This is a genomic window from Ruegeria sp. CH10, assembly GCF_056537125.1.
Map to the genome: position 1 here is coordinate 717,715 of NZ_JBQFQY010000001.1, position 24,161 is coordinate 741,875.

Below are 24,161 nucleotides of genomic sequence, written 5' to 3' on the forward strand. Positions count from 1 at the left end.
CGTTCCGGACGGCCTAATTTGAGGTCAGCGTTATAGCAGCGCGCGCCTCAGGCTCAAGCCGGGGACGCAGTCCCAACAGGGGTGCGATACGGCCAATCAACTCGGCGGCGACCGGGACAGCGGTCCAGCCTGCCGTGCGACGCTTTTCGCCATAGGCGACGATGGACGGCTCATCCAGCGTGACGATCAGAACGTATTTCGGATCATAGGCCGGGAAAAAGGTCGCAAAGGTTGCGATGACCTTGTCATCATAATACCCGCCACGCGGCTTGGGTTTGTCGGCGGTTCCGGTTTTGCCCGCCACGTCATAGCCCGCCACATCGCCGAAACTGGCCGTCCCGTCCGTGACCACCTTGCGCAACATGGCCTGTGCCTGTTTCGCCGCGCTTTCAGACATCACACGCGGACCGTATTGAGGGCCATTTTTCCGCAGGATGGTGGGGCTGACATAGTGCCCGCCATTGGCAATCGCAGCGTAGCCCGCAGCCAGATGCATCGGGCTGGTCGACAAGCCGTGGCCATAGGAAATGGTGACCGTGCTCAGCTCACCCCATTTCTTGGGCTTAAGGGGCGCACCGCCCGCGGCCTCGACAATTTCAAACGGGGTCGGATCGAACATGCCCAGCGATTGCAGGAAATCCTGCTGGCGCTTTGCGCCAATCTGTAGCGCCAGCCGTCCTGTGCCCCGGTTCGAGCTGTGGACGATCACATCCGCCACGCTGATCTTGCCATAGTTCTTGCCGTTGAACTCGCCGATCGGGAAACGCCCGATCCGCATCGGGCCTGATGTGTCAATAATCGTCTCGGAATTCACCAGTCCCAACTGCACAGCCTGCGCGGCGGTGAAGATTTTGAAAACCGACCCCAGCTCATACACACCCTGTACATAGCGGTTGAACAACGGGCTGTCTGACGGATCAAACCCCGAAGTCGGCGGGCGTGGACGGTCGTTTGGGTCAAAGGACGGCAGGGACGCGGCTGAAACCACCTCGCCCGTATGGGCGTTCATCAGAACCGCCGAAGCCCCCTTGGCGTTCATGATCTTCATACCGCCATAAAGCACCTGCTCGACCGCCGCCTGAACGGTCAGGTCCAGCGACAATTGCAGCGGCTTGTTGCCGTTCGCAGGGTCGCGCAAATAGTCATCAAACTGCTTCTCGACACCGGCAACGCCGATCACCTCAGCCGCGCTGACCCCTTCGCGTCCAAAGCCCGAGCCACCCAGAATATGCGCGGCCAGACGGCCATTCGGGTACAGCCGCATCTCACGCGGGCCGAACAGGATGCCGGGATCGCCAATATCATGCACCGCCTGTTTCTGTTCAGGCGAGATACGTTTCTTGATCCACAGGAACTTGCGGTTGCCGGTAAAGTCCTTGACCAGACGCTCTTTTTCCAGATCGGGGAAGATCGCCACCAACTGATCGGCGGCAGCCACCGGATCGATCATCAGAGGGGGCTGAGCGTAGACGGAATAGGTATCCAGATTGGTCGCCAGAATACGCCCTTCACGGTCCACGATATTGGCCCGCTGCATCGCAATCGCCGCACCCGGGGCGCTTGCCACAGGCTCCTGCGCCTCGGACGTGGCCAGCATGCCCATACGGACACCAATCACCGAGAAGGCGCAGAAAAAGAACAGACCCAACACCAGCAGACGCCCTTCGGCACGGGCGCGGGCGCGGTCCTTCATATCTTCGTGGCGTTGGCGGATGTTTTCCCGCTCAATCGCTTTGGGGTTTTCGCCGCGGGCGCGGGCGTCAAGGATATGGGCTAGCGGGCGCAGAGGGGTCCGTGTCATGGGATCTGCACCTCACCCAGCGCCTGAGTATCGGTGATCGCCTGCAGTTCGATGGGATCGACAATGGGCAGGTCCGGGTCTTCGGCGTAGGAAATCTGATCCGCACGGCCAAATTGTTCGGCGCGCAGCGGCAACAGGCCCAGACGCTCAAAGTTCAGATCAGCCAGTTCACGCAAACGATCGGGGCGGTTCAGATAGGCCCATTCCGCATTCAAAACGGCCAGCCGCACCTGCGCCATGCCAATCTCGCGTTGCAGTTTCTGCGTTTCCTTCACCACCTGCTGGGTCCGGTAATTCTCCTGATACGCCCAAAGCGCCAGTCCGAACACGGACAGAGCGGTCAACACATACAAAACACTCTTCATTTCGCCCTTCCCCCAAGTTGCGGCATCCCGATGGCGCGGGCTTCAATTTCCCCCGCCGGAGCCTCAGTTCGTACCGCCACACGCAGCTTGGCCGAGCGCGCGCGCGGGTTTTCCTGCAATTCCTGCTCATCCGGTCCCACGGCTTTGCGAGTCTTCAGCGTGAATTGCGGCAATTCCTGTTCCATCTCGGGCGCATAGCGATTGGCCCGCCCGGTCTTTCCCGCCCGCGACTGAAAGAACCGTTTGACCATCCGGTCCTCAATGGAATGGAAGGTCACCACGGCCAGCTGCCCGCCCGGCTTTAACGCGCGCTCGGCGGCCATAAGCCCCTCAAACAGTTCTTCGTATTCGGCGTTCACCGCAATCCGCAGCCCCTGAAAGCTGCGCGTCGCAGGGTGCGATTGCCCCGGCTTCGGGCGCGGCAGGCAGGATTCGATGATCTCAGCCAGACGCAGCGTTGTGGTGATCGGCTCATCAGCCCGCGCCTTGACGATGGCCTTTGCGATGCGGCGGCTGGCGCGTTCTTCGCCGAAATGGAACAGAATATCGGCCAGTTGCGCCTCGGTCGCGGTATTGACCAGATCGGCGGCGCTTTCACCCTCCTGGCTCATCCGCATGTCCAGCGGGCCGTCCTTCATGAACGAAAACCCACGTTCGGCCTGGTCCAGCTGCATCGACGACACACCAAGGTCCAGCACCACGCCATCCAGATCCTGCGCATACTCATCCATGCGCGAGAACACACCGGGCTGCATCACCAACCGGTCGCCAAATTCACCCGCCCAATCAGCGGCCATCTCAAACGCCAAGGGATCGCGATCCACGCCAATGACTTTGTCGACCCCGGCCTCAAGCAGACCGCGCGTATAACCGCCCGCGCCAAAAGTGCCATCCAGCCAGACACCAGACACCGGCGCCACAGCGGCCAGCAACGGGCGCAGCAAAACAGGGATATGCGGTTTGTCAGAGGGGGTTTCAGCGCCGGCCATGCCGTTACGCGTCCCCGACGCCATCTAGGAACTCCAGAGGGTCAAAGTCCTCGGGCTGTTCGTCCAGCCATTCTTCGGCTGCTGCCAGTTCTTCGGATTCGTAGGTCTCGGGCTTCCAGATCTGGAACGTGTCACCGGCGGCAATAAAGAACGCCTCACTCTCAAGACCGATCTTGCTGCGCAGCTTGGCAGGCAGCACCAGACGCCCGGTTTCGTCCACCGTGGTCGGAAAGGACTGACCATGGAACATACGTTGCAACATCTTTCGCTGCATCGAACCGCGCGGCAGCGCATCAATTTTATCGTCGACCTCTTCGATCGCCTGCATTGTATAGCATTCAAGGAACTTGCGACGGTGATCCCCGTAGACAATCACCAATTCAGGGCTGTCGCCGGGCTGCCAGCTGGGGTCGGACGCTTCAAGCACACGGCGAAACGAGGCCGGGATCGACACCCTGCCCTTCGTATCCACCTTATGGTGGCTTTCACCTCTGAACCTGCGCGCCAAGACGACTGTCCCTTTCGCTTGCGCCCCACCTAAAAATTCGCCTCCCCCCGGATGAAAAACGGCGGGTTGATCTGCTGCCACTGATCAACCCGCCGCATTGACCCGCTGCGCGGGATGTCCAGCTGCGCGCGCCACCTGGGGGGATGTCTGCTCGCCCGCGCGCCGGATCTCTTGAGTGATGAAAGCGAGATGCCTGTATGAAACCTGTTTTTATTGTTTCGGGGTCGTTTGGCGCCCCATGTGCCTCGTCCTCATCGGATGAATAAGGGATGACATGGGAATTCATGGAAATCAACAGAAAACTTAGGGAAACTTCATCTTTCATGTGCACAACGCTAAGCGATTTACGTTCAGAACTACCTCAAGAATGCTATAAATTGACACATTACCAAATTACGCACAACATATAGTATCAAAGAGACATAACCCTGCTGTTCCCACGATTTCCCAATATTTTTTCCATTCGTGCTCAAAACACTCTTAAACGCAGAAAAATCATTCGTGTCGCGGCGCGAATCACGTCAACAGCCCGCTAAAAGTTCTGAAAAGGACAACGCACAAACCACAGGGCCATGAATTCCCATGACATAGTGCGCTGTAAGTCTGAGTTCGAACCCATCAGTCACAAACTGCCCAAATTTCAAAACAAAACGCACAAAGAAACGGCGATCATCCATACGGCAAATGACCGACCGATTGCGGTAACGGCTAAAAGGCACACCCAAAACCCTTATTTTCAAGGCCTTACCTCACCCGAACCTTCAAGACGTTGATATCTATGCGTTTGCTGCATAGCGGCATTGACGACGTGAGCCATTGTGCAATCGCAGCAATTACCTATTTTCAGTCTCAAGCAAGCGCCGGGACACACCCGGACGCACAGAGTTTTCGAGGTACGCAAATGGCCGTAGCAACACATCACACAGCGCTCAAAAGCGCACCGACGACCGGTCTGGCGTCGCTGATCGATGCTGTAAAGACACGGTTTGCCCGCCATCGCATCTATCGCCAGACGGTCAACGAACTGTCGGGCCTGTCGAACCGCGAACTGGCTGATCTGGGCCTGCACCGTTCGATGATCCGCCGCCTTGCCCTGCAAGCGGCCGAAGAATACGTCGCGCACTAAGCGCGAAGACATAACCGAGATCAGGTCCTTCCTCCTCCCTTAGGACCTGTATTTCAGCGGCGACATCTCTCCTCCTCCCTGATGTCGCCGCGCCTTATACCGGCCCTGAATGCCGGACGCAGACACACCGGGTCCTCCTCCCTTTCCCGGTGTTGAAAGCGCGCGGCGACGTCTCTCCTCCTCCCTGACGTCGCCGCGACTTCCAAATACCGGGATCAGACCCGGAACCGGATACATCGGGGCGTCCTCCTCCCTGCCCTGATGTTGAAAGAGCGCGGCGACACCTCTCCTCCTCCCTGGTGTCGCCGCGACTGACACATACCGGGATCAAACCCGGGTTCGGATACATCGGGACTCTCCTCCTCCCTGTCCTGATGTTGCAAAGAACGGCGGTTTCCCCTCCTCCTCCCTGGAAACCGCCGTTTTTCTTTGTCGCACCATCGAAAAAGGCGCCGCGGTCAAAACCGGGCGCCCTCTTTAGGAATCGAGCATGTGCCGTCAGGCACATTCCATTTGATTACAGCGTTTCGGGTTTTATCTGAATCGCTCTGCGACACGAATGTGCCGAGAACGCCGCAGGTGTGGCAGGGTATTCGTGTCTCAAGTTAAACCCGAAACGCTTAAAACGGCACGTCGTCCTTGGCCGACAAGAACCGCGAGACGACTTTCTTCACCCCGGCCTTGTCGAAATCGACCTCGACCTTATCGCCTTCGATACCGATCACCGCGCCATAGCCGAATTTCTGGTGAAACACGCGCTCACCCAATGTGAAACTCGCCAATGCTGTCGCATCGATCACTGTGTTGCGGGTTTCGCGGGGCTGCGACGTTCCGTACTGCCCCTGCCGGGCCTGCATCCGCTTCCACCCCGGCGAGTTATAGACATTCGCTTCGGCCGCACGGGTTTCGATGCTGGCGGTCGTTTGCCCACCCCCATAAAGGCCCGGCGGCGTCAGCACCTCCACATGATCTTCCGGCAATTCGTCGACAAACCGCGACGGCATCGAGTTTTGCCACTGCCCGAACACCCGCCGATTGGCCGCAAACGAAATCGTACATATCTCTTCCGCGCGGGTGATGCCCACATAGGCCAGTCGCCGTTCTTCCTCCAACCCTTTAAGGCCCGATTCGTCCATGGACCGCTGCGAGGGGAACAGCCCGTCCTCCCACCCCGGCAGAAACACGGCGGGAAACTCCAGACCCTTGGCCGCGTGCAGCGTCATGATCGAGACCTTGGCCCCGTCGCCGTCCTGCTCATTGTCCATGACCAGGCTGACATGCTCCAAAAACCCTTGCAGGTTCTCGAAATTGTCCAGCTGGTTCACCAGTTCCTTGAGGTTTTCCAGCCGCCCCGGCGCTTCGGGCGTCTTTTCGTTCTGCCAGTGGGCCGTATAGCCCGACTCGTCCAGAATGATCTGCGCCAGCTCGATATGCGAGACCTCGGGTTCGCCAAACCTCAGCGGTGCGCCATCATCAATAACCGAGTCGTCTTCGACCTCAATCCGCGGTCCGCGCGTCATTGCGTTCCACCGCGCCAGACCGTCGATCAGCTCACGCAGCGCCTTGCCGCCCTTGCCTTTGATCAACCCGCTGTCGACAGCAATCCGCGCGCCGTCGATCAGGGAAACGCCATTGTCACGGGCTGTTTTCTGGATCGCCTGCTGCGCCTTGTCGCCCAGCCCCCGTTTTGGGGTGTTCACGATCCGCTCGAACGCCAGATCGTCGCCAGGGCTGACCACCAGCCGGAAATAAGCCATGGCGTCGCGAATCTCCATCCGCTCATAGAACCGGGGGCCGCCGATCACCTTATACGGCAGGCCAATGGTCAGAAACCGATCCTCGAACGCGCGCATCTGATGCGAGGCACGGACGAGTATCGCGATCTCATCCAGCCCCATCGGACGAATCCCGCGCGTGCCCCCCTGCAGCGCGTCGATTTCCTCGCCGATCCAGCGGGCTTCTTCCTCACCATCCCAATGGCCGATCAGGTTGACCTTGTGGCCTTCTTCGGCATCCGTCCACAGCTCTTTGCCCAGACGATTTTCATTGCCGCGAATGACATTTGAGGCAGCGGCCAGAATATGCGGGGTCGAGCGGTAGTTCTGCTCCAACCGCACCACAAAGGCACCCGGGAAGTCCTTTTCAAAGCGCAGGATGTTGCCAACCTCAGCCCCGCGCCAGCCATAGATCGACTGGTCGTCGTCGCCCACGCAACAGATGTTCTTATGCGCCCCGGCCAGCAGCCGCAGCCACAGGTATTGGGCCACGTTGGTATCCTGATATTCGTCCACCAGAATATAGCGGAACCAGCGCTGGTACTGCTCCAACACATCCTGATGGGTTTGGAAAATCGTAACCATGTGCAACAGCAGATCGCCGAAATCCACCGCATTCAGCTCGCGCAGGCGGATCTGGTACTGGGCATAAAGCTCAATACCCTTGTGATTATATGCCCCGGCATCGGCAGCAGGCACTTTGTCTGGCGTCAGCGCCCGGTTCTTCCAATCATCGACGATTCCCGCCAGCATGCGCGCTGGCCAGCGTTTGTCGTCGATATTGGCAGCCTGAATCAACTGCTTGAGCAACCGCAGTTGATCATCCGTATCCAGAATGGTGAAGTTGGATTTCAGATCGACCAGTTCCGCATGGCGGCGCAGCAGTTTGACGCAGATCGAATGGAAGGTGCCCAGCCACGGCATCCCTTCGGCGGGTTGCCCCAACAGGCGGCCCACGCGGTTTTTCATCTCGCGCGCGGCCTTGTTGGTAAAGGTCACCGAAAGAATCTCGTTCGGACGGGCGCGCCCGGTGCTGAGAAGATGCGCAATCCGGGCGGTCAGGGCTTTGGTTTTACCCGTCCCCGCCCCCGCCAGCATCAGGACCGGACCATCCAGCCGCTCGACCGCTTCGCGTTGGGCCGGGTTCAACTCATCCAGATAGGGCGCCGGGCGCGCGGCCATAGCGCGCGCGGACAGCGATGCGCCCTCGAAGGCGTCCGTTTCGTCATAACTGCTCATCCCGCCAAATTACGCCGGATGCGCGCCAATGGAAAGAGTTTGTTCACCCCTTGTTCACACAGTTTTTTACCTCTGATTACCCTTCATTTTAACTAATACGCGCAGGCTTAACCCTTAGGCGTTAACCCACTGTCAAATCTTGCCTCCGATGCTTGCGATCAAAGCTGTGGGAGCGTGGATCATGAATGCGAACTTTAAAACGGGCCTAGCCTCTCGTCTGAAAATGGCAGGTTTTGTTCTTATGTTGGGTGGCCTGACGGCCCTGTCGGGTTGGGGGATTTATGCGATTCCCGCCCCGGTGGTCGACCGGATGCTGGAATCCGATCTGCGGCAGGCCTCAATGCAACTGAAACGACAGGTTGTGACGCATCTCGACGATGTGGATACGACCTTCCTGACCCACACGATCAGCGATCATGATCAGGAGTTTCTGGAGCTGTTGCCCGCGACCTCGGACATTTACCGTTTCAAGATTTTCGACAGCTCAGGCGTTGTTTTTTGGTCGACACGGGCGGCAGATGTGGGAACGGTCAATGTCAAACCTTACTTCAAAGAAGTCGTTGGCCAAGGCAACCTGTTTTACAAGCACGAAGAAAAGCCCCTGGCCGAAGTGGACAATTTCAACACTGAGAGTTTGGAAGCTGACGGCCCGCAAACCCGTCACGTGGCAGAGGTGTATACCCCCGTCATCCGCGAAGGGCGGTTTATTGGCGCTATCGAGTTCTATTCGGACATCACCGATATACGGAACCTTTTCATCGACCGCGTCCGGTTGTTGTTGACAGCACTCAGCGGCATTGCCCTGCTGGCCCTGTCCGTTGTCACGCTGGTGATTTTCCGATCCAACCGAAAACAAGTGCGCGCATTGCGGGGACGGGCCGCGAAAGAGCGTGAGTTGATGGATGATCAATTGCGCCTTGCCCGTGAGGTTCGGTTGCTGGGCGAATTGAACGAATGGCTGCAATCCAGCCGGTCGCTGGATGAATTGTTCGACATGGTCTCGCGCTTTATGACCCACATCCTGCCCGAGGCAGAGGGCAGCGTGTATGTCTATTCCAATTCCCGCGATGTGTTGGATGGTTGCGCCAGCTGGAATGGTGGCACGCACAAGGCGCATATCCACCCCGAGGGATGCTGGGGCCTGCGCCGCGGGCGCACCTATGAATATGGCGCGTCCGAGATTGATTTTGTCTGCGAACATGCCGAACCGCATGACGGGCGCCCCTATTTCTGCTTTCCCATTCTGGCCCATGGCGAAACGGTTGGCCTGCTGCATCTGCGCGCCCATGAAGGCAGCGATGAGGCATTTCACGCCAGCAAGAAGCTCGCCCAGCTCTGCGCCGAGCAGATCAGCATGGCGATCGCCAATGTTCGGATGCGGGATCAGTTGCATGACCAATCGGTGCGCGACCCTCTGACCGGGTTGTTCAACCGTCGGCACATGACGGAAACCCTGCGCAAGTCCATCGGCCGCAGCCAGCAGACGGGCGCGCCGCTCAGCCTGATTGCCGTGGATGTAGACCATTTCAAAAAGTTCAACGACACACACGGGCATGATGCCGGGGATATGGTTCTGCGCGCGGTTGGCTCTGCTCTGGAACAGGGTTGTGACCGGGATGAGGTCGCCTGCCGCATCGGCGGGGAAGAGTTCATGCTGATCCTGCCTGACAACACACCCGAAGACGCAATGACACGCGCCGAGAATCTGCGTCAGGCGGTCGAAGCCGTCTCGGTCCGCTATGGTGAAAAGTCGCTGCCGCGCATCACGATCTCGGTCGGGGTGTCGCACTATCCGGCGCATGGCACGATGCCACAGGATCTGATGCGCGCTGCGGATGACGCTTTGTACGCCGCCAAGGATAAGGGGCGCAATCAGGTTCAGGTCGCCAAAGGCGCGACTGAAGACAATGCCTTCGGCCCATCCAAACCGATCCCTCCGGCCTCAGCCGCCTGACAACCTTGCAGAATCGCTGTGCAGGTCGGATCAATCCATATGGACCTGCACAGCGCATATCCCGGCATTGCCGATCTGAAACGTCGCGCCCGGCGCAGAGTACCGTTTTTCGTCTGGGAATATCTTGCCAGCGGAACAGGCATCGAAACCACTCTGCAGCGCAACCGATCTGAACTGGACAAGGTCGAGCTTACGCCGTCGATCCTGCACGGCCCGATTGATTGTGACACCAGCACGCGGTTTCTGGGCTACGACCTGCCCCTGCCTTTCGGGGTCGCGCCTATCGGGATGTCTGGCCTGATCTGGCCAGACGCCGAAGCCATATTGGCCCGCGCCGCCGCCGAAGCAGACCTGCCCTACACCCTGTCGACAGTTGCCAGCCAAAGCCCCGAGGACCTTGCCCCGCATCTGGGGCGCAATGCGTGGTTTCAGCTTTATCCTCCCAAAGACCCGGACATTCGCACCGATATGCTGAACCGTGCGAAGGCGGCGGGGTTTTCCACGCTGGTGCTGACCGTGGATGTGCCCGTTGCATCACGGCGTGAACGTCAGACGCGCTCGGGCCTGACCAACCCGCCCCGGCTGACCCCACGCCTATTGGCCCAGATCGCCACGCGCCCGGCCTGGGCCATGGCCATGGCCCGTAGCGGCATGCCTCGGATGCGGACCCTGGACAAATATATCGACGGCCAAAGCGCCCTGCCCCCAACGGCGCATGTGGGTTACCTTCTGCGCACCTCGCCCGACATGGAATATCTCAAGTGGCTGCGAGACGCATGGGACGGCCCGCTTGTCGTCAAGGGCGTGATGCGGGCCGGGGATGCCGAGCGGTTGGAGCAGGCAGGCGTTGATGCGCTTTGGGTCTCGAATCATGGCGGGCGTCAGTTCGACGGGGCGCCAGCAAGTATCAATGCGCTACCTGCGATCCGCAGGGTCACGAAGCTGCCCCTGATCTTCGACAGCGGGGTTGAGGGTGGTCTCGATATCCTGCGCGCGCTGGCATCAGGGGCTGACTTTGTGATGCTGGGCCGCAGTTTCTTGTATGGTCTCAGTGCGTTGGGCGAAAAGGGGCCCGCCCACGTGATCGACATCCTGCGTCAGGATCTGGTCGCGAATCTGGGACAACTGGGCCTGAAGAGCCTGACAGAAGCCGCATCCGTGCCCTCAAACGTTGATGCTGCAACGCAGCGTGTGTAAGACAATCACGCCGAAAGGCGGCGTTTGCGAGCGATAACATGCCGGTTCTACCCAGAACGACTGATATACGAGCGCGTATTGTCCGCCTATCAAAACGGCCAAACCATAAAGACCGGGACCGAAAATGACCGACTTCAACAAGATCCTGATCGCCAACAGGGGCGAGATTGCCATTCGCGTGATGCGCGCAGCCAATGAGATGGGCAAACGCACCGTCGCCGTGTTCGCCGAGGAAGACAAGCTGGGCTTGCATCGCTTCAAGGCCGATGAGGCGTATCGCATTGGCGAGGGGATGGGACCCGTTGCGGCCTATCTGTCGATTGATGAGATCATTCGCGTCGCCAAGGACTGCGGTGCGGACGCGATCCACCCCGGCTATGGCCTGCTGTCGGAAAACCCCGACTTCGTGGATGCCTGCGTGCAAAACGGCATCACGTTCATCGGCCCCAAGGCCGAGACCATGCGCGCCTTGGGCGACAAGGCCAGCGCACGCCGCGTCGCGATCGAGGCAGGCGTTCCGGTTATCCCGGCTACCGAGGTCCTGGGCGATGACATGGATGCGATCCGCAAGGAAGCCGCTGAAGTTGGCTACCCGCTGATGCTGAAGGCCAGCTGGGGCGGCGGCGGGCGCGGTATGCGCCCGATCAACTCGGAAGACGAGTTGGAAGAAAAGGTTCTGGAAGGCCGTCGCGAGGCCGAAGCCGCCTTTGGCAATGGCGAAGGGTATCTGGAAAAGATGATCACCCGCGCCCGCCACGTCGAGGTGCAGATTCTGGGCGACAAACATGGTGAGATTTATCACCTTTATGAACGCGACTGCTCGGTCCAGCGCCGCAACCAGAAGGTCGTGGAACGCGCCCCTGCCCCGTACCTGACCGAAGAACAGCGCGCGGAAATCTGTGAGCTTGGCCGCAAAATCTGTGCCCATGTGAATTATGAGTGTGCGGGCACGGTTGAATTCTTGATGGATATGAACACCGGCAAGTTCTACTTCATCGAGGTGAACCCGCGCGTGCAGGTTGAACACACCGTCACCGAAGAGGTCACGGGCATCGACATCGTGCAGGCGCAGATCCTGATCGCCGAAGGCAAAACGCTGGCCGAGGCCACCGGCAAGGCCAGCCAGGACGAGATTCGCCTGAACGGCCACGCGCTGCAGACCCGCGTGACGACCGAAGACCCGCTGAACAACTTTATCCCTGACTATGGCCGCATTACCGCCTATCGCTCAGCCACTGGCATGGGCATCCGTCTGGATGGTGGCACCGCATATGCGGGCGGTGTGATCACGCGGTATTACGACTCGCTGCTGACCAAGGTCACGGCTTGGGCCCCCACACCAGAAAAGGCGATTGCCCGCATGGACCGCGCGCTGCGCGAGTTCCGGGTCCGCGGTGTTTCAACCAATATCGCATTTGTTGAAAACCTGCTGAAGCACCCGACCTTTTTGTCGAATGAATACACCACCAAATTCATCGATGACACACCGGACCTGTTCCACTTCAAAAAGCGCCGCGACCGGGGCACCAAGGTTCTGACCTACATCGCGGACATCACCGTGAATGGTCATCCCGAAACCAAGGACCGACCCGAACCGCGCGCTGACCTGAAGGAAGCCAAGCCCCCCGCGCTGCATGGCGAACCCCAAATGGGGACCCGCAACCTGCTGGAACAGAAAGGCCCGCAGGCCGTGGCCGACTGGATGAAGGCCCAGCGGCAGTTGCTGATCACCGACACCACCATGCGCGACGGGCACCAATCGCTGCTGGCCACGCGGATGCGGTCGATCGACATGATCAAGGTCGCGCCGACCTATGCGGCGAACCTGCCGCAATTGTTCAGCGTGGAATGCTGGGGCGGAGCGACGTTCGATGTGGCCTATCGGTTCTTGCAGGAATGTCCGTGGCAGCGTCTGCGCGACCTGCGCGAGGCAATGCCGAACCTGATGACCCAGATGTTGCTGCGTGGGGCGAACGGTGTTGGGTACACCAACTATCCCGACAACGTGGTGCAGGAATTCGTCCGACAGGCATCGAAAAACATCGACGTCTTCCGCGTGTTCGACTCGCTCAACTGGGTCGAGAACATGCGCGTTGCCATGGATGCCGTTGTTGAGAATGGCAAAATCTGTGAAGGCACCGTGTGCTATACCGGCGACATTCTGGACCCGGATCGCGCCAAGTATGACCTGAAATACTATGTCGGCATGGCCAAGGAATTGCGTGACGCTGGCGCGCATGTGCTGGGCCTGAAAGACATGGCGGGTCTGCTAAAGCCGGCCTCGGCCAAAATTCTGATCCGCGCGCTGAAAGAAGAGGTCGGCCTGCCGATCCACTTCCATACGCATGACACCGCAGGTATCGCCAGCGCGACCATTCTGGCGGCGTCCGAGGCAGGCGTGGACGCGGTGGATTGCGCGATGGACAGCTTCAGCGGCAACACATCTCAGGCCACCTTGGGCACCGTGGTCGAAGCGCTGCGCCATACTGAGCGGGACACCGGTCTGGACATCAAAGCCATCCGCGAAATCAGCGATTACTTTGAGGCCGTGCGTGGCCAGTACGCAGCCTTCGAATCCAGCCTGCAGGCCCCGGCATCCGAGGTTTATCTGCACGAGATGCCCGGCGGTCAGTTCACCAACCTCAAGGCACAGGCGCGTTCTCTGGGGCTGGAGGAACGCTGGCACGAGGTCGCGCAGATGTATGCCGACGTGAACCAGATGTTCGGTGACATCGTCAAGGTGACGCCCTCGTCCAAGGTTGTCGGTGACATGGCGCTGATGATGGTCAGTCAGGGCCTGACCCGCGATGATGTGGAAAGCCCGGATACGGATGTGGCCTTCCCTGATTCAGTCGTGGACATGATGCGCGGCAATCTGGGCCAGCCTCCGGGCGGTTTCCCCGACACAATCATCAAGAAGGTGCTGAAAGACGAAGCCCCCAACACCCAGCGCCCCGGCAAGGACGTGCCCGCGGTCGATCTGGAGGCCACCCGCGCCGAGCTGTCCAAGCAGCTGGATGGCAAAGAGGTCGATGATGAGGACCTGAACGGGTATCTGATGTATCCCAAGGTCTTCCTAGATTACATGGGCCGTCACCGTACCTACGGTCCGGTGCGCACGCTGCCGACGCGGACGTTCTTCTACGGCATGGAGTCTGGCGAAGAGATCACGGCCGAGATCGATCCGGGCAAGACGCTGGAAATCCTGTGTCAGGCCATTGGTGAAACCGATGAAAACGGTGAGGTCAAAGTGTTCTTTGAACTCAACGGCCAGCCCCGCGTGATCCGGGTGCCGAACCGTCTGGTGACATCCTCGACACAAGCACGGCCCAAGGCCGAGGCAGGCAACCCCAACCACATCGGCGCGCCGATGCCGGGCGTGGTGGCAACAGTCGCCGTCACCGCCGGCCAAGAGGTCAAAGAGGGCGATCTGCTGCTGACCATCGAGGCAATGAAGATGGAAACCGGTATCCATGCCGAGCGTGACGCAGTCGTCAAATCCGTGCATGTCCAGCCCGGCGGCCAGATTGACGCTAAGGACCTGCTGGTCGAACTGGAGTAAGCGGACTAGCTTTCTGGTCTGACAGGGGCCGCTCGGGCAACCGGGCGGCCTTTTTGCTATAGGAGGACCCCCATGCTGACCGTTACCCCGATCTACGCCGCCTTGCTGGCGCTGTTGTACATTTACCTCAGCTTCAAAGTGATCAGTCAAAGGCGCAGCGACAAGGTTTCCTACGGGGATGGCGGGAAATCAGAAATGCTTAAGGTGATACGGACGCACTCCAATTTTGTGGAATATACGCCCTTTGCCCTGCTGCTGATGCTGATGGTCGAGCTACAGGGCGCAAGCGGGCTGTTCGTAAACTTGCTGGGTCTCACCTTGCTGGCTGGACGTATTCTGCATGCTTATGGTTTCGGACGCAGCCCTCAGATCATCATCCTGCGCCAAATCGGTATGGTGTTGACCTTCACAGCTATTCTGGTTGCAGCTATTGCCAGTCTTCTACTTGCGCTTTGACGGATCTGCAGGGATTACCCCGCCAGTATCCGTGCCTCAACCAAGGGCGGATATCTGAAGGTGGTATCGATGTCGCTCACTCTGTCTTCGGCCTTTGCGCAAAACACGGTGGTAAACGCGATAAGTGCTGCAAGGAGTGCCATTTTCATATCTGCAATGTATCTCATGTCCGCTCTGTGAACCTTCTTTTTATGTGCTGACCTGAGTCTTACACGCGTGGCAAGCGGTATTCCGTCGAAAGATTTTTCCGGGATTTTGTATTTTTCCGCTTGCAGCCCTGCGCGGGAATTAATACATCCCTCCTCACTCAACGGCGCGGGCGTAGCTCAGGGGTAGAGCATAACCTTGCCAAGGTTAGGGTCGGGCGTTCGAATCGCCTCGCCCGCTCCATTGAGAGGTCTTCGGACCAACATATGTATCTGATGCGGGCGTAGCTCAGGGGTAGAGCATAACCTTGCCAAGGTTAGGGTCGGGCGTTCGAATCGCCTCGCCCGCTCCAGATACAAAGCTCTCCAAACACTCTGGTTCTTTCGGTGGCGTTGCGGCATTCTGGCCGTAATTTCAATCGCCCACGGATTTTCCAATGTCAGACTATGTCGTCCGCCCCCTCACCGCAGCCGAGGTCCAACAGGCCGTGGATTGGGCCGGGCGCGAGGGGTGGAATCCCGGCGTGCATGACGCCGCATGCTTTCGCCCAACGGACCCCGACGGGTTTCTGGGCGGTTTTCTGAATGGTGAAATGGTCGCGTCGGTTTCGGCGGTGAACTATGACGATGCCTTTGCGTTTCTGGGCTTTTACATCGTCAGACCCGAGTTTCGGGGATCAGGTCACGGGCTTGAGATCGCAGGCCACGCGCTGGCCCATTGCAAAGGGCGCAACATGGGGCTGGACGGTGTGGTCGAGCAACAGGACAACTACCGCAAATCCGGTTTCACCTTTGCCTATAACAACTACCGATTTGCGGGCACGAAAAGGCAGATGCTGGCCGGACTGAATGCCGGGCCAAGCGAGCGGATCAGCGATCTGAGCCAGCTTTCGGATGCGGTGAAAGCCTATGACCGAGACCTGTTTCCCGCCCCCCGTGATGCGTTTCTGGACGCATGGTTCAGGGCCGAGCGTCATGTTTCGAAGGTCTGGACCGAGGATGGCACGGTCCGGGGCTACGGCACACTGCGCCCCTGCCAATCGGGCTATAAGATCGGGCCGCTCTTTGCGGATACGGATGCCATCGCACGCGCTTTGCTGGCAGACCTATTGACCGCAATACCCGACGCCGATTCGGATCAGGAGGTTTTCATCGACATGCCCCAACCCAACGCGGCGGCCTTTGCTCTGGCTGAGGCACTTGGGCTGGTCACAGTCTTTGAAACGGCGCGCATGTATTCCGATCATGAGCCCGACATTGATCTGAGCCGCATCTATGGCGTGACGACTTTTGAACTGGGCTAAATCAACGGGTTAAACAATGCCTTCACAGGAGCGTTTCATATGATTGGAGTTCAACAAAAACGGCTCTTGCTGGATGTCTTCGAAAACCTTCCGGGCCTGAGCTTTCTGGTGCTGTCTCGCGCGACCGACGATTTGCAGCTTACCGGTTGGATCGGCACTATTCTGGCGATGCTTGTTTGCATCGCCTATCTGAGGAACACGATTCGACCACACCCGATCCTGCTGGGTATCAACCTTTTCATGGTGGTCATCACCCCAGCAATCAAACTGCTGTTTCTGGCGGGCGGTGACAGCCTCGCACATGCGCTGATCGGAAATATCGACTCGCTGGTTCTTGCCAGCGTGTTTGTAACGGGTATTTGCCTGACCTGTTTTTCACGCCTCGGGTTTCTTAACTACGAATGCGAAACACGGCCTCAGATGCTACGGCAATCTGCGGCTTTGCTGGTGGTCAGTGGGCTTGGCCTGATTTGGTCGGTCTTGGCGGGCGACAACTATCTGATGACCCTCGCCCTGCCCTTTATGGTGATGTTTGGCCTGCTGCAACTGATGCGCGCGGGCGCGATGGACCGGCAGTCACCAAAGGGTGCTGCGGCGCTGATCCTGCCACAGCAGCCCACGTCCGATCCGCTGACCTAAGCTAGAACGCCTTGAAGGTCATTGTGGTCAAAGACCGTTCGATACCGGGAATCACCAACAGGTTTTCGTTGATGAAATGGCCCACATCCTCGGTCTCGGGGATGTAGAGTTTCAACAGCAGGTCATATTCGCCGCTGGTCGAATAAAGCTCGGAATGGATTTCGCGCAGGGCGATGTCTTCGGCCACCTTGTAGGTGGTGCCGGGCTTGCAACGGATTTGGATGAAAACGCAGGTGGACATGGGCCGGGCCTTGATGGTTCGTGTTGGCCGCAGGCTGGCATGGGCCGCGTCCGGGCGCAATCCCCTGCAACAGTTTGACCTCAATGCCACGTGTGGTCTGGATATGGCGGGCCAACCCCGTCTATAAGCGCGCGTGTAGCAAAAGGAATTCGCCCATGCGCAGCGCAAAGATCAGCCGTCAGACCGCCGAGACCGAGATCACAGTCGAGGTCAATCTGGACGGCACCGGCCAGTATGACAACCAGACCGGCGTCGGGTTCTTTGATCACATGCTGGATCAGCTGGCGCGCCATTCGCTGATCGACATGACCATCCGCGCCAAGGGCGATTACCACATCGACGATCACCACACGGTCGAAGACACCGGGATTGCGCTGGGTCAGGCGCTGACGCAGGCTCTGGGCGACAAGAAGGGCATCCGTCGTTACGGCGAGTGCCACCTGCCCATGGATGACGCGCAGGTACGCTGTGCGTTGGACCTGTCGGGCCGTCCGTTCCTGATCTGGAACGTGGACCTACCCACCCCCAAGATCGGCACGTTCGACACCGAACTGGTGCGCGAGTTCTTTCAGGCGCTGGCGACCCATGGCGGTATCACGCTGCATATCGACCAGCTGCATGGCTTCAACAGCCACCACATCGCCGAGGCGGCATTCAAGGCCGTTGCCCGTGCATTGCGGTTGGCAGTTGAGACTGACCCGCGCAAGGCAGACGCGATTCCGTCCACCAAGGGCGCGCTATAGGCCGATGGTGTGAGGGGCGCTGCCCCTCTTGGCCGTTGGCCAATTCACCCCGCCGTATTTGGAACAAGAAGAAGAACAGGGCCGTATCATGCTGACCGCGATCATCGATTATGAGTCGGGCAACCTGCATTCCGCCGAAAAAGCCTTTCAGCGGATGGCGCGCGAGGTGGGCGCTGGCGAGGTCGTTGTGACCTCGGACGCGGACGTCGTGGCGCGGGCGGATCGTTTGGTGCTGCCCGGTGACGGCGCCTTTCCGGCCTGCGCCGCTGAACTGCGCGGCCACAAGGGTATTTATGACGCGATGGTCGAGGCAGTGGAGCAGAAGGGCCGGCCGTTTCTGGGGATTTGCGTTGGGATGCAGCTGATGGCCTCAAAGGGTCACGAATACACCGAAACGGACGGTCTGGGCTGGGTCGCGGGTGACGTGGTGCGCATTGACCCGGCGGACAAGGCGCTGAAAGTCCCGCATATGGGCTGGAACAATCTGGTGCTGGAAAGCGAACATCCCGTATTCAACGGGGTGAATTCAGGTGATCACACCTATTTTGTCCACTCCTACCATTTCCGCGTCAATGACCCGGCGCAGCGGTTGGCCTATGTGGAGTATGGTCAGGAGGTCACGGCCGTGATCGGCCGCGACACGATGGTTGGCATGCAGTTTCACCCTGAGAAAAGCCAGGATGTGGGCCTGCGCATGATCGGGAATTTCCTGACCTGGGCCCCATAAGCCTTACTGAACACGCGTCCAGGTCTGCCCGCGGCAAACCAGACCGCCTGCAACGCAACCCTTGACGGTCAGCTTGTTCTGGCTGTCCAGCGTCATCTTCGAGTTGTAGGTCTTGTCACGATCCGGGGCCCAGATTTTACCGTTGTCGTACTGGCCGCCGCCTTCGGGTACCATGTCCCAGATGATCTGCTTGCCAAGATTCTCATAGCTCAGCAGTTGATCGCCGTTGCCGTCAAAAGCACTGTCAATGGTCCCGCAGATGGCACTGCCGCATTCCGCAATTGATACGTGAAGGTAGCCGCCGGTATCGCCGGGCTGGGTCTTCCACAGGCCGTCCGCCGGATCGGCGGCAAAAGCTGTGGTCGCCATGACGGACAATCCCGCTGCAAGTAGAATTTTCTTCATAGTGCTCTCCCTGTTTTGCCCTCACTGTGACCCGGCAACCGATGGCGGGCAAGAATGACTTAGCGTCGCGTTGCATCCCCTGCCCTGCCTGTGCGATATGCCACGCATGTAGCACTGACATAGGACCGCCGGATATGATCCTCTACCCCGCCATCGACCTAAAAGACGGCCAGGCCGTGCGCCTGCTGCGCGGAGAAATGGACAAGGCGACCGTATTCAACGAAGATCCTGCCGCGCAGGCGCTGGCCTTTGTCGAGGCCGGGTGTGAGTGGCTACACCTTGTGGATTTGAACGGGGCCTTCGCCGGAGAGCCTGTGAACGCCGCCCCGGTTGAGGCGATTCTGAAAGCCTGTAACGTTCCCGCGCAGTTGGGTGGGGGCATTCGCGACATGGCCACGATCGAAAACTGGATCAGCAAGGGGCTGGCTCGGGTGATCCTGGGCACGGTTGCAGTGGAAAACCCCGATCTGGTGCGCGAAGCGGCCCGGGAATTCCCCGGCAAAGTCGCCGTGGGAATTGACGCACGCAACGGCATGGTTGCAACCAAAGGGTGGGCCGAAGAAACCAATGTGCATGTCACCGATCTCGCCCGCAGTTTCGAGGATGCAGGTGTGGCCGCCATCATCTACACCGATATCAACCGCGACGGCGCGATGCAGGGCCCGAACATCGAGGCCACGGCCAATCTGGCGCGCGCCGTGTCGATCCCGGTGATCGCGTCAGGTGGCGTCAGCTCGCTTAACGATCTGATCGCGCTACGGGATTGCGGGGTCGCACTGAACGGTGCGATTTCAGGCCGGGCATTGTATGATGGCGCGATTGACCTGAATGAGGCCATTCGCGCCTTGTCTTGACCGCTTATTGGGCGGCAACTGAGGTCAGTTTGGCCAGCGCACCGCGCATCTTTTCGATCACCGGTGAGTTTTCGACGGCGTCCAACTCGTCCATGGTCTCTTTGGGATCTTCATAAGTCAGCCACACCTGCCCGTTTTCGTCCTCATAGGCCTGCACTTTCAGAGGCAGGAACAATCCCGCGCGGGGATCAATCTGCATGGCCGGAGTTCCCAACGCCGGATTGCCGAAGATCAGAACCTGATTGGCCGGAATGGTCAGGCCCACCTTTTCGGCGCCCGCCGCGTGGTCGACACGCGCAAAGACCGTCGCGCCCGCATTGCCGACCGCTGCCTCAAGCGCGTCCAGCGCCTCGGACACGGATTTACTGGTTTCTACTTTGATGATGTCGTCTGCCATGGCGGACAGTGTCCCTCCGAATGTGAGTAGTGTTGCGAATATCAGATTGCGCATATCAGAATTCCTTTTGTGAATTTCACCCCAGTTTTCACAGGTTTGTGTGTAACGGCAATCACAAGTCTGGCATCGGCGACGGTCCGCCGGTTCCGACCTTTTGGTCCCCGGAATAAGCCAAAAGCGTGCCTCAAAAAGACCGATCACATTTCGTAAACAATTTTGCGTTTGAGCGATGAGTTTGCACGGATCAGCCGTAAAAACGTCAGATTTCACCCCTAACACCCAACGGCGCACATCTTTTTGGAGTCTCTCTGTGTCCCTTTCAAACACCTCTCAACCCACTGCAAGTTGGCGCAGATACGCTCCGGTTCTTAGCTTTTGCGCAACGATTTTTGTCAGCGCCAGCCTGCTGTTTTTTGTCCAGCCTCTGTTTGCCAAGCTCGTGCTGCCCAAGATCGGTGGCACACCGGCGGTTTGGACCACGGCGATGTTGTTCTTCCAACTCGTGCTGATCCTTGGCTATCTCTATGCGCATATGTTGACCCGCTGGCTTCCGCTGCGCTGGCAGATCGTGACGCATTTGGCGCTTTGGCTGGTTGCCCTCAGTTTTCTGCCTTTGGCAACGCAAGCGGGTTGGCGCTTTGACCCCGGCCAGTCGATCGCGTTGCAAACCTTGATCTTGTTTGCAGTTGGGGTCGGGGTGCCCTTTGGAGTTTTGTCCGCAAACGCGCCGCTGCTACAGGCATGGTATTCACGGTCTGGCGGGCCATCGGCAGATGATCCTTATTTTCTCTATGCCGCCAGCAATGTTGGGTCGCTCATGGCATTGTTGGCTTTTCCATTGATCGCCGATCCCTTTTTCGGCGGGCAGGAAACAAGCCTGTTCTGGTCCATCGGATTTGTGGGTTTCGGTGGACTTCTGGCTGTCAGCGGCCTGATCGCATTGCGTGGCCCGACGGATACCAGCGTAGCCGCACGCCCTCGTCGCACAGGCACAATCCTGAGCGCAAAGACAATTGCGACCTGGGTTTTCATAGCCTTTGTACCCTCGTCCTTGATGCTGGCCACGACGACCAAGCTGAGCATCGATCTGGGGGCTATTCCGCTGATTTGGGTTGTCCCGCTAGCGACATATCTGCTGACCTTCATTCTGGCCTTTTCCAAGCGACGGGCTGATACGTTGGACAGCCTCAAAATACCTGTTCTTTTTGCGATGGCCATTGGAGCGGCCCTGCTGTTCAGATTGGGCAGCGGGCAGCTGCCCATCGCCGCGATGCTGGTCTATGTCCCGCTTTTGTATCTGGTTGCGATGTTTGCGCACCGCTTGCTCTATGAAATGCGCCCACCGGCCGAGCAGCTGACGGTGTTTTACCTTGCCCTGTCCATTGGCGGGGCCTGCGGTGGCCTGTTCAACTCGATCATCGCGCCCGTCCTTCTCGACAGAGAGCTTGAGTTTGCCTTGACGCTTCTTGCCGCCGGCGGATTGTTTCTTATCAAGGAAGGCCGGTTCAACCTGCGCCAGGCACCGATCAGCATAATTGTCGCGATACCGCTGGTTTTCGGCATCGTGAAACTGAATGAAGGCAATGCCACAGACGCCAACACGCTGCCGACGGTAATGACCACCCTTCTGATCGCAACCGTATTGCTGGTCTTTCGAAACACGCCAACCCGCATTGCGACCGCTCTTGCTGTTTTCTTGGTGCCCACGCTGCTTCCGCAAACCGGAGTAATGTTTCGTGATCGCAGTTTTTTTGGCACCCACGCTGTTTTCGAGCGCGACGGATTTCGCGTTTATCAAAACGGAACCACAATACACGGCTGGCAAAGAATTACTGATACGGGGCTCAGCCAAGTCGGATCGTCCTATTATCACCCGGACGGGCCGATTGCCGAAGTCATGACCTCAGAATTCGGCCAAAGCGCCGATAAGGTTGGTGTCGTCGGATTGGGGATCGGTGGCATGGCGTGCTATCGGCAACCACATCAGCAGTGGGACTATTTTGAAATCGATGAAACTGTTGATCAGATTGCCCGCGATCCAAGCCTGTTTACCTTCATGTCCGAATGCGCATCTGATTCAAAGACGCATCTGGGCGACGCACGGATCGTGCTGGAGCATCAGAAATTCGACTTCGACATCCTTGTTTTGGACGCCTACAGTTCGGACGCGATTCCGCTGCATCTGATCACGCTTGAGGCAATTGACACCTACGTCAGCCAATTGAAGCCGGATGGACTGTTAGTCTTTCACATCTCGAACAAATACTATGATCTGTCGCCGCAGCTGGCCCGCGCCGCAGAGACACTTGGCCTGAACGCAGCGCTCAGATGGGGCAAGGTCGACAAAGATGCAGAAGCCGACGGGGCGGCAAGTTCGCTTGTTGCCATCCTCAGCCGCGATGGAACCCGCATTGGCACATTCACAGACACCGGGCGCTGGCTACCGCTTGCCTCGGACGGACAGGTGCCCTGGACGGACGATAAAGCAAATCTCTTGTCCGCCCTGCGGATGCTTGCGAAAAACTAGCCCTTCTGTACCCGGTCAGCCGATCCGTTCACCTCTGGCATCGGCGGGCCTTTGCCGTTAGAGGTGCGGCAACAAAGGATGTCGCCATGCTGAAAACCCGCATCATTCCCTGTCTGGATGTCGCCGATGGCCGCGTGGTTAAAGGTGTCAACTTCGTCGGCCTGCGTGATGCGGGGGACCCGGTGGAATCGGCCAAAGCCTATGATGAGGCTGGCGCGGATGAGATCTGTTTCCTCGACATCCATGCCACCCATGAAAACCGGGGCACCATGTTCGACGTGGTGCAGCGCACGGCGGAACAGTGTTTTGTCCCTCTGACCGTGGGCGGCGGCGTGCGCACCAAGGATGATGTGCGCGCCCTGCTGTTGGCTGGCGCGGACAAGGTCAGCTTTAACTCGGCCGCTGTTGCGAACCCCGACGTGATCGCTGAGGCCGCCGATCAGTTTGGCAGCCAGTGCATCGTCTGCGCCATCGACGCCAAAACCGTCAGCCCCGGCAAGTGGGAGATTTTCACCCATGGTGGCCGCAAGCCCACCGGCATTGACGCAGTCGAGTTTGCCAAAACCGTCGTCGCCAAAGGCGCTGGCGAGATTTTGCTGACCTCGATGGACCGTGACGGCACAAAAGCGGGCTTTAACCTGCCCCTGACCCGCGCGATTTCCGACGCGGTGGACGTGCCCGTGATCGCCTCGGGCGGGGTGGGCAATCTGGACCATCTGGTCGAAGGCGTCACCGAAGGCGGCGCCAGCGCGGTCCTGGCAGCCTCGATCTTTCACTTCGGCGAATACACCATCCGCGAGGCCAAGGAACATATGGCCGCGGCAGGCATCCCCATGAGGCTGACATGAGCATTCTGCACGATCTGGCCGCAACGATCCAAGCCCGCAAAGACGCGGATCCCGAATCCAGCTGGACAGCCAAGCTGTTGGCCAAAGGCCCCGAGAAATGCGCCGAAAAGTTCGGGGAAGAGGCCGTTGAAGCCATCATTGAGGCCGTAAAAGACGACAAAGCCGGGCTGACGGCTGAGGCGGCGGATGTGCTGTATCACCTGCTGGTCATGCTGGCGGCGCGGGACGTGACACTGGACGACGTGCTGGCGGAACTGGCGCGGCGTCAGGGCCTCAGCGGGATTGCCGAAAAGGCGGCGCGACCCAAAGGGTAAGGCGCACTTCCCTCGCCCTGCCCCATGCCTTTATGATCGCGGCC

The 24,161-nt window shown here is 58.9% G+C and carries 21 protein-coding genes and 2 tRNA genes; 15 read left to right on the forward strand and 8 right to left on the reverse strand.

Annotated elements, in window-relative coordinates; genetic code table 11:
- Window positions 1-13 precede the first annotated feature (13 nt).
- From ACRZ94_RS03560 to mraZ, 4 genes are read right to left on the reverse strand one after another with little or no spacing between them, the layout of a single operon-like run.
- The gene (locus ACRZ94_RS03560; RefSeq protein WP_480796682.1) at window positions 14-1,801 is read right to left on the reverse strand and encodes a peptidoglycan D,D-transpeptidase FtsI family protein; all 1,788 of its coding nucleotides are present in this window, start codon (window positions 1,799-1,801) and stop codon (window positions 14-16) included.
- A complete protein-coding gene (ftsL, locus tag ACRZ94_RS03565; protein WP_480650298.1) occupies window positions 1,798-2,166 on the reverse strand; it encodes a cell division protein FtsL in 369 nt (122 codons plus the stop codon). The genes ACRZ94_RS03560 and ftsL overlap by 4 nt, the downstream gene beginning before the upstream one ends.
- Window positions 2,163-3,155: a 16S rRNA (cytosine(1402)-N(4))-methyltransferase RsmH gene (rsmH, locus tag ACRZ94_RS03570; protein WP_480796917.1), complete on the reverse strand. Its 993-nt coding sequence runs from the start codon at window positions 3,153-3,155 to the stop codon at window positions 2,163-2,165. The genes ftsL and rsmH overlap by 4 nt, the downstream gene beginning before the upstream one ends.
- A gap of 4 nt (window positions 3,156-3,159) precedes the next feature.
- Window positions 3,160-3,663, reverse strand: coding sequence for a division/cell wall cluster transcriptional repressor MraZ (mraZ, locus tag ACRZ94_RS03575; RefSeq protein WP_480796683.1), 504 nt, complete (start codon window positions 3,661-3,663; stop codon window positions 3,160-3,162).
- Window positions 3,664-4,564: 901 nt separating this feature from the next.
- Between mraZ and ACRZ94_RS03580 the strand changes: the two genes are divergently transcribed.
- Window positions 4,565-4,789 carry a DUF1127 domain-containing protein gene (locus tag ACRZ94_RS03580; RefSeq protein ID WP_480650296.1) on the forward strand — a complete coding sequence of 75 codons (225 nt, stop codon included), beginning with the start codon at window positions 4,565-4,567 and terminating at the stop codon, window positions 4,787-4,789.
- A gap of 620 nt (window positions 4,790-5,409) precedes the next feature.
- Here the strand turns inward: ACRZ94_RS03580 and ACRZ94_RS03585 are convergent.
- Window positions 5,410-7,803 carry an ATP-dependent helicase gene (locus ACRZ94_RS03585; protein ID WP_480796684.1) on the reverse strand — a complete coding sequence of 798 codons (2,394 nt, stop codon included), beginning with the start codon at window positions 7,801-7,803 and terminating at the stop codon, window positions 5,410-5,412.
- Window positions 7,804-7,984: 181 nt separating this feature from the next.
- Between ACRZ94_RS03585 and ACRZ94_RS03590 the strand changes: the two genes are divergently transcribed.
- From ACRZ94_RS03590 to ACRZ94_RS03625, 8 genes are all read left to right on the forward strand, one after another.
- Window positions 7,985-9,757 carry a sensor domain-containing diguanylate cyclase gene (locus ACRZ94_RS03590; protein WP_480796685.1) on the forward strand — a complete coding sequence of 591 codons (1,773 nt, stop codon included), beginning with the start codon at window positions 7,985-7,987 and terminating at the stop codon, window positions 9,755-9,757.
- 39 nt (window positions 9,758-9,796) lie between these two features.
- Entirely contained in the window at window positions 9,797-10,954 is a 1,158-nt protein-coding gene (locus ACRZ94_RS03595) for an alpha-hydroxy acid oxidase (RefSeq protein ID WP_480796686.1), read from the forward strand.
- A gap of 124 nt (window positions 10,955-11,078) precedes the next feature.
- Window positions 11,079-14,516 carry a pyruvate carboxylase gene (locus ACRZ94_RS03600; RefSeq protein ID WP_480796687.1) on the forward strand — a complete coding sequence of 1,146 codons (3,438 nt, stop codon included), beginning with the start codon at window positions 11,079-11,081 and terminating at the stop codon, window positions 14,514-14,516.
- Between the two features lie 72 nt (window positions 14,517-14,588).
- Complete coding sequence (locus ACRZ94_RS03605; RefSeq protein WP_480650291.1) at window positions 14,589-14,972, forward strand: MAPEG family protein; 384 nt, start codon at window positions 14,589-14,591, stop codon at window positions 14,970-14,972.
- 315 nt (window positions 14,973-15,287) lie between these two features.
- Window positions 15,288-15,362, forward strand: a tRNA-Gly gene (locus ACRZ94_RS03610).
- Window positions 15,363-15,396: 34 nt separating this feature from the next.
- Window positions 15,397-15,471: transfer RNA gene (locus ACRZ94_RS03615), tRNA-Gly, on the forward strand.
- 84 nt (window positions 15,472-15,555) lie between these two features.
- Complete coding sequence (locus tag ACRZ94_RS03620; RefSeq protein WP_480796688.1) at window positions 15,556-16,422, forward strand: GNAT family N-acetyltransferase; 867 nt, start codon at window positions 15,556-15,558, stop codon at window positions 16,420-16,422.
- Window positions 16,423-16,461: 39 nt separating this feature from the next.
- Window positions 16,462-17,061 (forward strand): hypothetical protein, encoded by a 600-nt coding sequence (locus ACRZ94_RS03625; RefSeq protein ID WP_480796689.1) that lies wholly within the window; start codon window positions 16,462-16,464, stop codon window positions 17,059-17,061.
- A 1-nt stretch (window position 17,062) separates the two neighbouring features.
- On the opposite strand, the gene ACRZ94_RS03630 is transcribed toward ACRZ94_RS03625, so the two are convergent.
- A complete protein-coding gene (locus tag ACRZ94_RS03630; protein WP_480650288.1) occupies window positions 17,063-17,302 on the reverse strand; it encodes an Lrp/AsnC family transcriptional regulator in 240 nt (79 codons plus the stop codon).
- A gap of 155 nt (window positions 17,303-17,457) precedes the next feature.
- On the opposite strand from ACRZ94_RS03630, the gene hisB reads away from it, so the two are divergent.
- Entirely contained in the window at window positions 17,458-18,045 is a 588-nt protein-coding gene (hisB, locus tag ACRZ94_RS03635; RefSeq protein ID WP_480650287.1) for an imidazoleglycerol-phosphate dehydratase HisB, read from the forward strand.
- A gap of 88 nt (window positions 18,046-18,133) precedes the next feature.
- Window positions 18,134-18,772 (forward strand): imidazole glycerol phosphate synthase subunit HisH, encoded by a 639-nt coding sequence (hisH, locus tag ACRZ94_RS03640; protein WP_480796690.1) that lies wholly within the window; start codon window positions 18,134-18,136, stop codon window positions 18,770-18,772.
- Between the two features lie 3 nt (window positions 18,773-18,775).
- Here hisH and ACRZ94_RS03645 read toward each other — a convergent pair whose 3' ends face one another.
- Window positions 18,776-19,177 (reverse strand): DUF2147 domain-containing protein, encoded by a 402-nt coding sequence (locus ACRZ94_RS03645; RefSeq protein ID WP_480650285.1) that lies wholly within the window; start codon window positions 19,175-19,177, stop codon window positions 18,776-18,778.
- A gap of 134 nt (window positions 19,178-19,311) precedes the next feature.
- Here ACRZ94_RS03645 and hisA point away from each other — a divergent pair, with 134 nt between their 5' ends.
- Complete coding sequence (hisA, locus tag ACRZ94_RS03650) at window positions 19,312-20,031, forward strand: 1-(5-phosphoribosyl)-5-[(5-phosphoribosylamino)methylideneamino]imidazole-4-carboxamide isomerase (protein WP_480650284.1); 720 nt, start codon at window positions 19,312-19,314, stop codon at window positions 20,029-20,031.
- 4 nt (window positions 20,032-20,035) lie between these two features.
- On the opposite strand, the gene ACRZ94_RS03655 is transcribed toward hisA, so the two are convergent.
- Window positions 20,036-20,482, reverse strand: coding sequence for a DUF302 domain-containing protein (locus ACRZ94_RS03655; protein WP_480650283.1), 447 nt, complete (start codon window positions 20,480-20,482; stop codon window positions 20,036-20,038).
- Window positions 20,483-20,738: 256 nt separating this feature from the next.
- Here ACRZ94_RS03655 and ACRZ94_RS03660 point away from each other — a divergent pair, with 256 nt between their 5' ends.
- The 3 genes from ACRZ94_RS03660 (at window position 20,739) to ACRZ94_RS03670 (ending at window position 24,117) form a co-directional block, all read left to right on the forward strand.
- Window positions 20,739-22,955, forward strand: a complete 2,217-nt coding sequence (locus ACRZ94_RS03660; RefSeq protein WP_480796691.1) for a transporter — start codon at window positions 20,739-20,741, stop codon at window positions 22,953-22,955.
- Window positions 22,956-23,041: 86 nt separating this feature from the next.
- Window positions 23,042-23,803, forward strand: a complete 762-nt coding sequence (gene hisF / locus ACRZ94_RS03665) for an imidazole glycerol phosphate synthase subunit HisF (protein ID WP_170331703.1) — start codon at window positions 23,042-23,044, stop codon at window positions 23,801-23,803.
- Window positions 23,800-24,117, forward strand: a complete 318-nt coding sequence (locus tag ACRZ94_RS03670) for a phosphoribosyl-ATP diphosphatase (protein ID WP_480650281.1) — start codon at window positions 23,800-23,802, stop codon at window positions 24,115-24,117. Before hisF ends, ACRZ94_RS03670 begins: the two co-directional genes overlap by 4 nt.
- Window positions 24,118-24,161: the final 44 nt, after the last annotated feature.

Excerpts from the sequence above, each read along its gene's own strand:
- ACRZ94_RS03560 (WP_480796682.1), bottom strand. The coding sequence starts at position 1,801 with ATGACACGGACCCCTCTGCGCCCGCTAGCCCATATCCTTGACGCCCGC.
- ftsL (WP_480650298.1), bottom strand. The coding sequence starts at position 2,166 with ATGAAGAGTGTTTTGTATGTGTTGACCGCTCTGTCCGTGTTCGGACTG.
- rsmH (WP_480796917.1), bottom strand. The coding sequence starts at position 3,155 with ATGGCCGGCGCTGAAACCCCCTCTGACAAACCGCATATCCCTGTTTTG.
- ACRZ94_RS03580 (WP_480650296.1), top strand. The coding sequence starts at position 4,565 with ATGGCCGTAGCAACACATCACACAGCGCTCAAAAGCGCACCGACGACC.
- ACRZ94_RS03585 (WP_480796684.1), bottom strand. The coding sequence starts at position 7,803 with ATGAGCAGTTATGACGAAACGGACGCCTTCGAGGGCGCATCGCTGTCC.
- ACRZ94_RS03590 (WP_480796685.1), top strand. The coding sequence starts at position 7,985 with ATGAATGCGAACTTTAAAACGGGCCTAGCCTCTCGTCTGAAAATGGCA.
- ACRZ94_RS03595 (WP_480796686.1), top strand. The coding sequence starts at position 9,797 with ATGGACCTGCACAGCGCATATCCCGGCATTGCCGATCTGAAACGTCGC.
- ACRZ94_RS03600 (WP_480796687.1), top strand. The coding sequence starts at position 11,079 with ATGACCGACTTCAACAAGATCCTGATCGCCAACAGGGGCGAGATTGCC.
- ACRZ94_RS03605 (WP_480650291.1), top strand. The coding sequence starts at position 14,589 with ATGCTGACCGTTACCCCGATCTACGCCGCCTTGCTGGCGCTGTTGTAC.
- ACRZ94_RS03620 (WP_480796688.1), top strand. The coding sequence starts at position 15,556 with ATGTCAGACTATGTCGTCCGCCCCCTCACCGCAGCCGAGGTCCAACAG.
- ACRZ94_RS03625 (WP_480796689.1), top strand. The coding sequence starts at position 16,462 with ATGATTGGAGTTCAACAAAAACGGCTCTTGCTGGATGTCTTCGAAAAC.
- ACRZ94_RS03630 (WP_480650288.1), bottom strand. The coding sequence starts at position 17,302 with ATGTCCACCTGCGTTTTCATCCAAATCCGTTGCAAGCCCGGCACCACC.
- hisB (WP_480650287.1), top strand. The coding sequence starts at position 17,458 with ATGCGCAGCGCAAAGATCAGCCGTCAGACCGCCGAGACCGAGATCACA.
- hisH (WP_480796690.1), top strand. The coding sequence starts at position 18,134 with ATGCTGACCGCGATCATCGATTATGAGTCGGGCAACCTGCATTCCGCC.
- ACRZ94_RS03645 (WP_480650285.1), bottom strand. The coding sequence starts at position 19,177 with ATGAAGAAAATTCTACTTGCAGCGGGATTGTCCGTCATGGCGACCACA.
- hisA (WP_480650284.1), top strand. The coding sequence starts at position 19,312 with ATGATCCTCTACCCCGCCATCGACCTAAAAGACGGCCAGGCCGTGCGC.
- ACRZ94_RS03655 (WP_480650283.1), bottom strand. The coding sequence starts at position 20,482 with ATGCGCAATCTGATATTCGCAACACTACTCACATTCGGAGGGACACTG.
- hisF (WP_170331703.1), top strand. The coding sequence starts at position 23,042 with ATGCTGAAAACCCGCATCATTCCCTGTCTGGATGTCGCCGATGGCCGC.
- ACRZ94_RS03670 (WP_480650281.1), top strand. The coding sequence starts at position 23,800 with ATGAGCATTCTGCACGATCTGGCCGCAACGATCCAAGCCCGCAAAGAC.